Genomic DNA, 11,257 nt, shown 5'->3' on the forward strand with positions numbered 1-11,257 from the left:
TCCCGTACGCGGGATGGGCGCCCTTCGGCGTTTTCAATGCCGGTGTGCCTCGAGGTAGCGCTGAAGGCTCTGCAGCCGGGTGTGCAGGTCCGGCTGCGCGGAGAGCAGCGAGACCGCGGGGCGGAACCTGTCGGCCTCGAGCTGCGCGGAGGGCTTTGCGCCTGCTTCGTCGGTGATGAACTTCTCGAGTACGTGAGCGAGTTGGGGCCCGAAGCCGCGGGCCGCGGCAGAGCGGTCGGCACGCAGTTCGGCACGCCGCTTGACCGCGGCGAGCAGCATGGGGATCAGCGCCAGCAGAAGCAGCCAGGGGAACAGGTATACCGCCACCAGCGAGAGAAGGATCGCGATCAAGAGGAGCTGGTTCCTGGCCTTCTTGTCCTTCCTGGTCATGGTGCGGCGCGAAGGCGATGTCATTCGGTGCAGAGCTCGCACGGCCCGCCAGATGAGCCGGGCGGGCAGGGCGTACCAAAAGGTCAGGAGCGCCGTCCAGGAGTGTCCTGCTACATGGTGGCCGAGTTCATGGGCGAGCACGGCGGAGAGCTGGCCCGGTGGCAGTCGGAGCGCGGCCGAGGTCACGGCGACGATGTGGCCCGCCGCGGCCTCCGCGCTGAGGTCTGCGCTTTCGTGGATCCAGAGCTGGTACGCCGTGCTGTCCAGCCCGAACCGAGCTGTGACGTCGTGTCAGGACGGCGCGAGCTGGTCCTGCTCGGCGAGCGACGGCGGCCTGTAGCCCAGCACATGGCGGGCGATGAAGGCCTCGGTGGACCGGTGGAGGATCAGCGCGCCGCTGAGAAGCCAGCCCACGGCCGTTGCCCAGGCGGGAAGGCCGGTCCAGCTCTCCACGAGGAATCCCAGAAGGGTCACGGCCCCGAGCCCGACGACTGTGTGCGGCAGATGGAGCGCGAGAACGCTGATGGCCATGGCATCGGCTCGCCGGCGAGGGGCCGCGATGTGGACGCGGCCTGAGGCGGGGTCGGTCTTCGAGGGCGAGGGCGAGGGTGCGGTGGGCGACCGGGGGTCCAGAGGTGCTGTTGCAGGTATGTGCTCGGGGTACTCCGGTTCGTACGGTTGGGACACGGTGTCCCCTCCCTGGGTTAGAGGCGCTCGGCCGGGCGGAGTGCTGCGGCTGACTTGAGCGGCGGATCCTCTTGCGGGGTCGGTCCGGGCTTCACCTGCCTCAGTGCGGACCTGAAGAGGGCGAGTACCAACTGCTGGGGCTCTTCGAGCTGGTACTTCTCCAAGGGGCCGTCCGGAAGTACGCGGTCTATGAGCTGGAGCTGGTGCTCGACCTTCTTGAGATCCTCGGTACGCAGGCTGTCCACCACCAGACCGGTGTCCTGCGGGTGTTCGGACAGGTGGAGAAGCAGGGAGCTGAGTCCGCCTCGATCGAGATGGTGGCGGTAGAACGCGATCTTCTTGGCCCTGAGCTCCTGTTCCTGTTCGAGACGGCGCAGCGTCGCGTCCCGCTCCAGCCGTGCGGTGCCCTCTATCCGGAGGCCCTGGCGCACCGCGATGCCCGTGGATGTGTCGAGCAGCTTCTGTACGGCAAGTTCGGCCGCAGCGCTGGAGGAGACGGGGAACTGCCGCGTTGTCGGGCGCATCAGCCGTTGGAGTACCCGGTTCAGCAGTGCCGGGACATCACGTTCGTGGCTGATGACGAACTGTTCCGGGCCGACCACCTGCCACGTGAGGTCAAAGGTCGCCTCGAACTCGAAGTTGTCGATCGCGCTCGGTAGTCGGGTGCGGAGGCACAGCGGATGAACCCCCATGTCCACCTCGTACACAGCGGTATGGCCACGGAGGCCGACGGGACGCCGCGGGGGTATGTAGGTCTCGTACGCGTCACCGGCCCCGGCCAGGACCAGCGCGCAGTCCGCACGCCCCAGGTAACGCCTCCCCGGCAGCTCGTATCGAGACAGATGACGCACGGCCAGGACGGGGTCGATGAGCCCGATGGGGCGGTCGAGGAGGCTCGGGCGATCCCGCTGCTCGAGCCGGGCGAGCTGCTCGTGCTGTTCGGATGGTTCGTGCTGTCCTGGCTGTGTGGGCTGGCCGGGCTGTTCGGCGAGGGCGGGGGAGAGCTGGAAAGCCAGTGGGTCCGGCCGGTCATGCCTGTTTGCCATGGTGCTCCTAGGGTCATGAAAGAGCGGAAACGGCTGCCTGCAAGCGGTTGGTGACGCCAAGAGGGCTGCCGTCGGCCTCCCGAGCGGTGCGCAGGAGGTAGCTGATCCGGTGATGGTCGATGGCGGGGGCAGCGAGGTCGGACAACAGCAGGGCCAAGGAATCCTCGACGTGCCGGTCGTGTTCCGCGGCGCGAAGCCACTCCTGGAGGGTTTCCAGAGTGCCGTCGGTATGGGCGCGATCGCCCAGGGCGGCACGCCAGAGGGCGACGAGCATTTCGTCCTCGTCGCTGCCCGGGGCGGCGTGGGCGGTGGCGTACCACTGCAGGACGAGAGGGCGATCGGTGCCCTCCACCGTCTCCTGGCAGGCGAGCCCGAAGGCCAGCAGGATGTGGTCGTGTACTGCGGGGTCCTCATGGAGCAGCGGCACGAGTGCTCTGAGCACCGGCTCGCGGGCCGCGAGGAGCAACAGCTGGGTGGCTTCGGCGAGTTGGCTGACCTCTTCCTCGCCCTCGTTCTCCTGGCGCACGGCGTCGAGCAGCGCCTCGAGCGCTTCCGCGGGATGCCTTGGGCCGAGGAGTCCGTAGACACGGATGGCGGTCCAGCGGCGACTGGGGTGGTCCCCGGTGCACCAGGTGTGCAGGATGCGGTGCACGCCCGCGACTTTGAGCAGGCCCGCGAGACTGAGTGCGTTGGCGGCGGTCAGCCAACCGTTGTACGACCGACCGCTGGCCCAGGGCTCGATCAGATGTGCCATGGCGGACGACAGGTCTGCCTTGGCCAGGAGCGCGGTGGCCGCCGCGGCGCGGGTGCGGACCAGAGGGCGGCCGTCGGCCGCCAGTTGCCGGAGCCAACGGACCAGTGGCGGCCGGGTCGAGGGATGCACGGTCCACACTTCGTGCAGCAGCACGCGTGCGGTGTCGACATCCTCGAACTCGACGGAGTACTGGGACACCGGACCCCATTCCGTGGCCTCGTCCCGCGTGGAGCCGAGCGCGTGGGCCAGCTCCAGCCGCGAGGGGATGGAGCTGCCGAAGATCGGGATGCGCGGGGCCTCGTACGGATTGGCCGTCTCCTGGAGCTGGACGAAGAGGCTGTCGCCGAGCTCTGCCGCGGTGGCGTAAGGAGCACGGTCGAAGACGGCGAGGGAGATGAGGAACGCCTTGTCGCGCAGCTCATCGCCGTCTGGCCTCTCCGGTGCGGTGAGCCACCGGCTGACGCGATCCGCCAGCGCCGACCGGGCGAAGTTGATCAGCTTCTCCTCATCGAGCTCGCCACGGTGATGAGCGGCGAGCTGTACGGCGAACCCGGCAGTTTCGCCGGGCTGGTGCGTGCGTGCGACGAACTCCTCGACGGGTTCGGTCCGACGCAGTTGTTGCCAGGCTTCTGCCCCGGCCAGATGTGTCACATGAGCGGCGAGGATGTCCTCGACCGGTGGTGGCTCCCAGTCGACGCAGGGGACGTCGAGCAGCACGGACGCCGTCTCCACCGTGATCACACACAGACCCCCGTGCCGCGTCAGCTGATCCCGCATGCCGAGTACGTGGGGTTCCAGCAGCGGCCTGCTGCGGCTGGTGGTCAGTTCGTGCAGGAGATAGCCCGGCGCCCCGTCGAGAGCATCCGGTAGGGCCGCGGGGGCGGTGTCCGGCTCGAGCAGCCGGATCGGGCGGGCACCGAGACGGTCCAGCAGCATCAGTGCGGCGGCCCCCCGGCCGCTGGCACGGCTGCCCCGAAGGACGACGATGTGGTCGTCACGGAGCCGTTTCAGGGCTTCGTCGAAGCTCGGGCAGCTCCGGTAGACGGGAGCCAGTTCCTCCAGGCGGTGCTGCGGGATGTGACCGGATGCTGCGCGGAGGGATCCGCCGAACCCGGTTGCCCCGAGCTGAAATATGACGTCCCCGGAGACATGGCCGCCCACCACGCCGAATTGATCGCGGGTGATCAGAGTGTCGGGTGTGTGGTCGATGAGGTCACGGCGGGCAGCCCAGGCCGGTTGCCGTTCCCCGGGATCCTGCGTCGCCTCGTCGTGTTCCTGCCCTTCGGGGGCGGAGTCGGCGTTCGCCTGGGCGGCAGCCTTGCCGGGCTTCTCTGCCTTGTCTGGGTGCTCGCCTTTCGACGGCCTTCCCGCGGCGGGCCGCCCGTCCTGGCTCACTGCCTCCCGCCCTGCTCTTGGCCGCGGAAGTCGAAGGAGAGGTTGCCGTTGACCTCGCCGCCGGCCACCCCGTATTGCGAGCCCATGATCTGTGTGCTGCCGGAAGGGGAGCCGGACGGACTGTCCTGGCCGGGGGAGCCGGGCCCGGCCGCGCTCGCGTCGTTCCGCGCGGCCGACGGGACCCGATGCAGCCAGGCGCTCGTGGCACCCTCCTTGGCCTGCACGTCGACCTGATGGAACTCCTCGGGGCGCACTCCGTGGTGGCCGTGGCGCACCACGCCCTGGTACACGCTGTCGGAGACGCAGAGAACGCTGCTGCCGTCGGTGGACTTCAGTGCCTCTCGCAGCGGGTCCGCGTCGAGGAGCCGGAAGGCGTGATTGAGGTCCGATCCGACCCAGCCGTTCTCGTCCAGGGCGACGTACCCGGCAGCGAGCACGATGCGCAGCCGGATCTGGGTGCTGCTGGCCATCAGCCGGTTCTTCGCGTGCAGCAGCATCGGGGTCTCGGTGAGCAGCGCCTTGACCAGGGTGGATACCGGAACATTGGCGTCGATGAGTTCGATGACGGCGTCGCCTCGGTCGGTGCGAAGTCGCGCGGTCTCGCTGACACCGACGGCGTTGAGCGTGCCGTCCGCGACGTCGTACAGGAGCCGTCGGAGAATCGCCTGCTCGACGTCGTCCCGGGTGCCGAACTTCTCGATGTCGAAGAGCAGGATGGTGCGGTTCACGGGCTCGGACATGTCTGCCTCTCGTCGGTCGGATTGCTCCGTCGACCAGCAGAATGGCGGGCTGGGGGCGGTCCTCAGAGGGCTGATGACGCGTACGAACTGTGACCGTGTGCACAGAGGACGACGGGCTACGTGGGTTCGCTTCCGGCGATGCGACGCAGAACGTCCGGCCGGACGACGATGATCCGGCGGCGGCTTGTGACGACGATCCGCCGGTCTCGCAGCTCCTTCAGGAGCCGGGCCACAGCCTCGCGAGAGGATCCGACCGAACCCGCGAACTCCTGTTGGCTGAGCGGGATGGTCAGAGCGATGCCCTCGTCCGTCCGCGTGCCGTGGGTGCGCAGGAGGTCGAGGAGCAGGACAGCAAGCCGCTCACGCACCGTGAGCGCCGCCCACTCCAGTCGGCGGCGGTCGGTCGAACGCTGTCGGTCGGTGGCGAGCCCCAGGAGCTTGAGGGCGACCTCGGGCCTCCCCGCGAGGAACCCGGTGAAGCGGCCCTGCTCGATGGCGACCGCTTCGGCCTGCTCCAGCGCGGTCACCGTGGCGGAGCGGCCGCGGCCGCTCAGGGCGGCGCCCTCTCCGATGATGTCGCCCGGGCCGCGCAGGGCGAGTAGGGCCTCGTAGCCGTTGGCCGCGGTGGCGGTGACCTTGGTCCAGCCCTGGAGGAGCAGCAGCACGTGAGTGGAGGGCTCGTCCTGGCGCATGATGACCTCACGGGCGGGATAGCGCAGGGGGCGGCCGATGGCCAGCAGCGCGGTGCGGTCGTCCCTCTCCAGTCGGGCGAGGAAGGGCACCCGATCATCGAGGCCGTCGTCGCTCCATGCGTGCCCCAGCCCGCCGGTCATCCCGCTGCCCCCGTGTTCACGTGCGCCGATGCCATTGATCTCGCAACCAGTCAACGTACTTGAGGTGGCCGATCGGGGAACCGGCGACAATCGGCCGCCCTGGCCTGGGGTGCTCGCGCACGAATCGAAAAGCCCGGCGTGTCGCCCCCCATCGCATTTGTTTTGACCGAACCCGATGAGGTAGGTACGCTCAGACCTTGTGCCTGGGGTGTGCCTGGGCTCGCGCGCGTGTCCTCAACCGCTGCGGGAGTCCTGGAACGGCCACCGTAATCTGCGCTCCTCTCCGCCTTGCGGCGGGAGTCTGCAGCATTCGACACACCCGACCGCGTGGGTCGGCGAAGTTCCGGGTTAGCTTTACTATTCGGCACACAGAAACCGGAGAAGTAGTGCCTACGATCCAGCAGCTGGTCCGTAAGGGCCGGCAGGACAAGGTCGAGAAGAACAAGACGCCCGCACTCGAGGGTTCGCCCCAGCGCCGTGGCGTCTGCACGCGTGTGTTCACGACCACCCCGAAGAAGCCGAACTCGGCCCTGCGTAAGGTCGCGCGTGTGCGTCTGACCAGCGGGATCGAGGTCACCGCTTACATTCCGGGTGAGGGGCACAACCTGCAGGAGCACTCCATCGTGCTCGTGCGTGGTGGCCGTGTGAAGGACCTGCCTGGTGTTCGCTACAAGATCATCCGCGGTTCCCTCGACACCCAGGGTGTCAAGAACCGCAAGCAGGCCCGCAGCCGCTACGGCGCCAAGAAGGAGAAGTAAGAATGCCTCGTAAGGGCCCCGCCCCGAAGCGCCCGGTCATCATCGACCCGGTCTACGGTTCTCCTCTGGTGACCTCCCTCATCAACAAGGTGCTGCTGAACGGCAAGCGCTCCACCGCCGAGCGCATCGTGTACGGCGCCATGGAGGGCCTGCGCGAGAAGACCGGCAACGACCCGGTCATCACGCTGAAGCGCGCGCTGGAAAACATCAAGCCGACCCTCGAGGTCAAGTCCCGCCGTGTCGGTGGCGCGACCTACCAGGTCCCGATCGAGGTCAAGCCGGGCCGTGCGAACACGCTCGCCCTGCGCTGGCTCGTCGGTTACTCCCGCGCCCGTCGCGAGAAGACCATGACCGAGCGTCTGCTCAACGAGCTCCTCGACGCCTCCAACGGCCTCGGTGCCGCTGTGAAGAAGCGCGAGGACACCCACAAGATGGCCGAGTCCAACAAGGCCTTCGCGCACTACCGCTGGTAGTCGCTACCCCCATCGAGACCGAGAGAAGACTGAGCCGACATGGCTACCACTTCACTTGACCTGGCCAAGGTGCGCAACATCGGCATCATGGCCCACATCGACGCGGGCAAGACGACGACCACCGAGCGGATCCTGTTCTACACCGGTGTGTCGTACAAGATCGGCGAGGTCCACGACGGCGCCGCGACGATGGACTGGATGGAGCAGGAGCAGGAGCGTGGCATCACGATCACCTCTGCTGCCACCACCTGTCACTGGCCGCTGAACGACGTCGACCACACCATCAACATCATCGACACCCCGGGCCACGTCGACTTCACCGTCGAGGTGGAGCGTTCGCTCCGCGTGCTCGACGGTGCCGTGACGGTGTTCGACGGCGTCGCCGGTGTTGAGCCCCAGTCCGAGACCGTGTGGCGTCAGGCGGACCGCTACGGCGTCCCGCGCATCTGCTTCGTCAACAAGCTCGACCGCACCGGTGCCGAGTTCCACCGCTGCGTCGACATGATCGTCGACCGCCTCGGTGCGACCCCGATCGTCATGCAGCTGCCCATCGGCGCAGAGGCTGACTTCAAGGGCGTCGTCGACCTCGTCACGATGAAGGCCTTCGTCTGGTCCGCCGAGACCAAGATGGGCGAGGCCTACGACATCGTCGACATCCCCGACACGCACACCGAGGCTGCCGACGAGTACCGCGGCAAGCTCCTCGAGGCTGTCGCCGAGAACGACGAGCAGATGATGGAGCTGTACCTCGAGGGCCAGGAGCCCACCGAGGAGCAGCTGTACGCGGCGATCCGTCGCATCACCATCGCCTCCGGCAAGGGCGGCGACACCACCGTCACCCCCGTGTTCTGCGGCACCGCGTTCAAGAACAAGGGCGTTCAGCCCCTGCTCGACGCGGTCGTGCGCTACCTTCCGTCCCCCCTGGACGTCGAGGCCATCGAGGGCCACGACGTCAAGGACCCGGAGACGGTCGTCAAGCGCAAGCCGTCCGACGAGGAGCCGCTGTCGGCCCTCGCGTTCAAGATCGCGAGCGACCCGCACCTCGGCAAGCTCACCTTCGTCCGGATCTACTCCGGTCGCCTGGACTCCGGCACCGCGGTGCTGAACTCCGTCAAGGGCAAGAAGGAGCGCATCGGCAAGATCTACCGCATGCACGCGAACAAGCGTGAGGAGATCGAGTCGGTGGGCGCCGGTGACATCGTCGCCGTCATGGGTCTGAAGCAGACCACCACGGGTGAGACGCTCTGTGACGACAAGCAGCCGGTGATCCTGGAGTCCATGGACTTCCCGGCGCCGGTCATCCAGGTCGCCATCGAGCCGAAGTCCAAGGGCGACCAGGAGAAGCTGGGTGTCGCCATCCAGCGCCTCTCGGAGGAGGACCCCTCCTTCCAGGTCCACTCGGACGAGGAGACCGGCCAGACCATCATCGGTGGTATGGGCGAGCTTCACCTCGAGGTGCTCGTCGACCGCATGAAGCGCGAGTTCCGCGTCGAGGCGAACGTCGGCAAGCCGCAGGTCGCGTACCGCGAGACGATCCGCAAGACCGTCGAGCGCGTGGACTACACCCACAAGAAGCAGACCGGTGGTACCGGTCAGTTCGCCAAGGTGCAGATCGCGATCGAGCCGATCACGGACGGCGACGCGTCGTACGAGTTCGTGAACAAGGTCACCGGTGGCCGCATCCCGCGGGAGTACATCCCGTCGGTGGACGCCGGTGCGCAGGAGGCCATGCAGTTCGGCATCCTCGCCGGTTACGAGATGACGGGCGTCCGCGTCACGCTTCTCGACGGTGCCTACCACGAGGTCGACTCCTCCGAGCTGGCCTTCAAGATCGCCGGTTCGCAGGCCTTCAAGGAGGCCGCGCGCAAGGCGTCCCCCGTGCTGCTCGAGCCGATGATGGCCGTCGAGGTCACCACGCCCGAGGACTACATGGGCGATGTCATCGGTGACATCAACTCCCGCCGTGGCCAGATCCAGGCCATGGAGGAGCGCAGCGGCGCTCGCGTCGTGAAGGGCCTCGTGCCCCTCTCGGAGATGTTCGGCTACGTCGGAGACCTCCGCAGCAAGACGTCGGGTCGCGCAAGCTACTCAATGCAGTTCGACTCCTACGCCGAGGTTCCGCGGAACGTCGCCGAGGAGATCATCGCGAAGGCCAAGGGCGAGTAACTCACCCGAGTTCACGCTTTAGGCTTGACACCATCCGCCGGGGTTCGACCCCGCAGGGCAAGAACCCCGGCGGCTGGCTTCCCAGCAAAGATCACCTGGCGCCGATGAAGCAAGGCGTACAGAACCACTCCACAGGAGGACCCAGTGGCGAAGGCGAAGTTCGAGCGGACTAAGCCGCACGTCAACATCGGCACCATCGGTCACATTGACCACGGTAAGACGACCCTCACGGCCGCCATTACCAAGGTGCTGCACGACGCGTACCCCGACCTGAACGAGGCCTCGGCCTTCGACCAGATCGACAAGGCTCCCGAGGAGCGCCAGCGCGGTATCACGATCTCGATCGCGCACGTCGAGTACCAGACCGAGGCGCGTCACTACGCCCACGTCGACTGCCCCGGTCACGCGGACTACATCAAGAACATGATCACGGGTGCCGCGCAGATGGACGGCGCGATCCTCGTGGTTGCCGCCACCGACGGCCCGATGCCGCAGACCAAGGAGCACGTGCTCCTGGCCCGCCAGGTCGGCGTTCCGTACATCGTTGTCGCCCTGAACAAGGCCGACATGGTGGACGACGAGGAGATCCTGGAGCTCGTCGAGCTCGAGGTCCGTGAGCTCCTCTCCGAGTACGAGTTCCCGGGCGACGACGTTCCGGTCGTCAAGGTCTCGGCGCTCAAGGCGCTCGAGGGCGACAAGGAGTGGGGCAACTCCGTCCTCGAGCTCATGAACGCCGTCGACTCCGCCATCCCGGAGCCCGAGCGTGACGTCGACAAGCCGTTCCTGATGCCGATCGAGGACGTCTTCACGATCACCGGTCGTGGCACCGTCGTCACCGGTCGTATCGAGCGTGGTGTCCTCAAGGTCAACGAGACCGTCGACATCATCGGCATCAAGACCGAGAAGACCACCACCACGGTCACCGGCATCGAGATGTTCCGCAAGCTGCTCGACGAGGGCCAGGCCGGTGAGAACGTCGGTCTGCTCCTCCGTGGCATCAAGCGCGAGGACGTCGAGCGCGGCCAGGTCATCATCAAGCCCGGTTCGGTCACGCCGCACACCGAGTTCGAGGCCCAGGCGTACATCCTGTCGAAGGACGAGGGTGGCCGTCACACCCCGTTCTTCAACAACTACCGCCCGCAGTTCTACTTCCGCACCACCGACGTGACCGGCGTCGTGACCCTCCCCGAGGGCACCGAGATGGTCATGCCGGGCGACAACACTGAGATGACCGTTGAGCTCATCCAGCCCGTCGCGATGGAAGAGGGCCTGAAGTTCGCCATCCGTGAGGGTGGCCGGACCGTCGGCGCCGGCCAGGTCACCAAGATCAACAAGTAAGCATTCGCTTGCCTGTGGATCGGGGAGACCCGGTTGCTCTGAACTGAGCGCATCGCAGTAACGGAAGGGCCCGTACGACTCCGGTCGTACGGGCCCTTCTGCTTGCCCGCCGGATCTTCCGCCTCGCGCTCAGGCCCGGTCCCACGCCCCGCCCAGAGCCCCCAGACGCTCCCCGTACTCCACCGCCTCCACCCACTCCGGCGGCCAGCCCGACGGTCCGCGGCAGGCTCCGGCGAGCGCGCCGGTCAGCGCTGCCGTCGCCGCGGAGGCGCCCGACGTGTGGGCCGCGCGGCGGAGGGCGTTGCGGGGGTGGCGGTCCGTGGCGAGGAAGGCGTACAGGGCGCCGGCGAGGACGGCGTCGGCCGTCCAGGCGGCGCCCACCGCCCGGCCGGGCTCGTGGTGCGGGTCGCCTGCCCGTACCGCGCTCTCCACGGCCGACAGGGCGGCCAGGCACTCGTCCCAGCCCGCCGCGATGAACTCCGCGGGGTTCGGGGCCCCGGCCCGCGCCGCCAGGTCGCCCAGCCAGTCCGTGCGGTACGTGGAGCGGGACGTCTCCGCGTGGGCGCGCAGGAGGGGCAGCAGGTCGGAGGGGGCGCAGCGGTGGCCCAGGAGGTCGACCGCGTGGGCGGCCAGGTCGCTCGCGGCCAGCGCCGTGGGGTGGCCGTGGGTGAGGGCGG

General features: G+C 67.9%; 11 protein-coding genes. 4 read left to right on the forward strand and 7 right to left on the reverse strand.

The annotated features are described in order from the left end of the window. Nucleotides 1–33: 33 nt before the first annotated feature. The 6 genes from AOK03_RS40625 to AOK03_RS08465 all read right to left on the reverse strand — a co-directional run bounded on the left by AOK03_RS40625 (nucleotide 34) and on the right by AOK03_RS08465 (nucleotide 5,845). Nucleotides 34–657 carry a M48 family metalloprotease gene (locus AOK03_RS40625; RefSeq protein ID WP_079074557.1) on the reverse strand — a complete coding sequence of 208 codons (624 nt, stop codon included), beginning with the start codon at nucleotides 655–657 and terminating at the stop codon, nucleotides 34–36. Between the two features lie 24 nt (nucleotides 658–681). After that, nucleotides 682–921 (reverse strand): hypothetical protein, encoded by a 240-nt coding sequence (locus tag AOK03_RS40630; RefSeq protein WP_055564547.1) that lies wholly within the window; start codon nucleotides 919–921, stop codon nucleotides 682–684. A gap of 173 nt (nucleotides 922–1,094) precedes the next feature. Next, nucleotides 1,095–2,123, reverse strand: a complete 1,029-nt coding sequence (locus AOK03_RS08450) for a hypothetical protein (RefSeq protein ID WP_055564548.1) — start codon at nucleotides 2,121–2,123, stop codon at nucleotides 1,095–1,097. Nucleotides 2,124–2,136: 13 nt separating this feature from the next. Continuing rightward, nucleotides 2,137–4,272, reverse strand: coding sequence for a hypothetical protein (locus tag AOK03_RS08455; protein ID WP_055564549.1), 2,136 nt, complete (start codon nucleotides 4,270–4,272; stop codon nucleotides 2,137–2,139). Beyond that, entirely contained in the window at nucleotides 4,269–5,012 is a 744-nt protein-coding gene (locus AOK03_RS08460) for a hypothetical protein (RefSeq protein WP_055564550.1), read from the reverse strand. The genes AOK03_RS08455 and AOK03_RS08460 overlap by 4 nt, the downstream gene beginning before the upstream one ends. Nucleotides 5,013–5,128: 116 nt before the next feature. Continuing rightward, on the reverse strand, nucleotides 5,129–5,845 hold the full coding sequence (locus AOK03_RS08465; protein WP_055564551.1) for a Crp/Fnr family transcriptional regulator: 717 nt from the start codon (nucleotides 5,843–5,845) through the stop codon (nucleotides 5,129–5,131). 386 nt (nucleotides 5,846–6,231) lie between these two features. Here AOK03_RS08465 and rpsL point away from each other — a divergent pair, with 386 nt between their 5' ends. From rpsL to tuf, 4 genes are all read left to right on the forward strand, one after another. Continuing rightward, nucleotides 6,232–6,603 (forward strand): 30S ribosomal protein S12, encoded by a 372-nt coding sequence (rpsL, locus tag AOK03_RS08470; protein ID WP_003948652.1) that lies wholly within the window; start codon nucleotides 6,232–6,234, stop codon nucleotides 6,601–6,603. Between the two features lie 2 nt (nucleotides 6,604–6,605). After that, nucleotides 6,606–7,076: a 30S ribosomal protein S7 gene (gene rpsG, locus AOK03_RS08475; protein WP_003974303.1), complete on the forward strand. Its 471-nt coding sequence runs from the start codon at nucleotides 6,606–6,608 to the stop codon at nucleotides 7,074–7,076. A gap of 39 nt (nucleotides 7,077–7,115) precedes the next feature. Beyond that, on the forward strand, nucleotides 7,116–9,242 hold the full coding sequence (gene fusA / locus AOK03_RS08480) for an elongation factor G (protein ID WP_055564552.1): 2,127 nt from the start codon (nucleotides 7,116–7,118) through the stop codon (nucleotides 9,240–9,242). 144 nt (nucleotides 9,243–9,386) lie between these two features. Then, complete coding sequence (tuf, locus tag AOK03_RS08485; RefSeq protein ID WP_055564553.1) at nucleotides 9,387–10,580, forward strand: elongation factor Tu; 1,194 nt, start codon at nucleotides 9,387–9,389, stop codon at nucleotides 10,578–10,580. A gap of 129 nt (nucleotides 10,581–10,709) precedes the next feature. Here tuf and AOK03_RS08490 read toward each other — a convergent pair. Further along, the coding region (locus AOK03_RS08490; protein ID WP_208609516.1) for an ADP-ribosylglycohydrolase family protein at nucleotides 10,710–11,257 on the reverse strand (548 nt) is incomplete at its 5' end.

Source organism: Streptomyces atriruber, from assembly GCF_001418325.1.
Lineage (GTDB): Bacteria > Actinomycetota > Actinomycetes > Streptomycetales > Streptomycetaceae > Streptomyces > Streptomyces atriruber.

Bases quoted from the DNA above. Each gene is read 5' to 3' on its own strand.
- AOK03_RS08460 (WP_055564550.1), bottom strand. From the start codon at position 5,012: ATGTCCGAGCCCGTGAACCGCACCATCCTGCTCTTCGACATCGAGAAG.
- rpsG (WP_003974303.1), top strand. From the start codon at position 6,606: ATGCCTCGTAAGGGCCCCGCCCCGAAGCGCCCGGTCATCATCGACCCG.
- AOK03_RS08465 (WP_055564551.1), bottom strand. From the start codon at position 5,845: ATGACCGGCGGGCTGGGGCACGCATGGAGCGACGACGGCCTCGATGAT.
- AOK03_RS40630 (WP_055564547.1), bottom strand. From the start codon at position 921: ATGGCCATCAGCGTTCTCGCGCTCCATCTGCCGCACACAGTCGTCGGG.
- fusA (WP_055564552.1), top strand. From the start codon at position 7,116: ATGGCTACCACTTCACTTGACCTGGCCAAGGTGCGCAACATCGGCATC.
- AOK03_RS08450 (WP_055564548.1), bottom strand. From the start codon at position 2,123: ATGGCAAACAGGCATGACCGGCCGGACCCACTGGCTTTCCAGCTCTCC.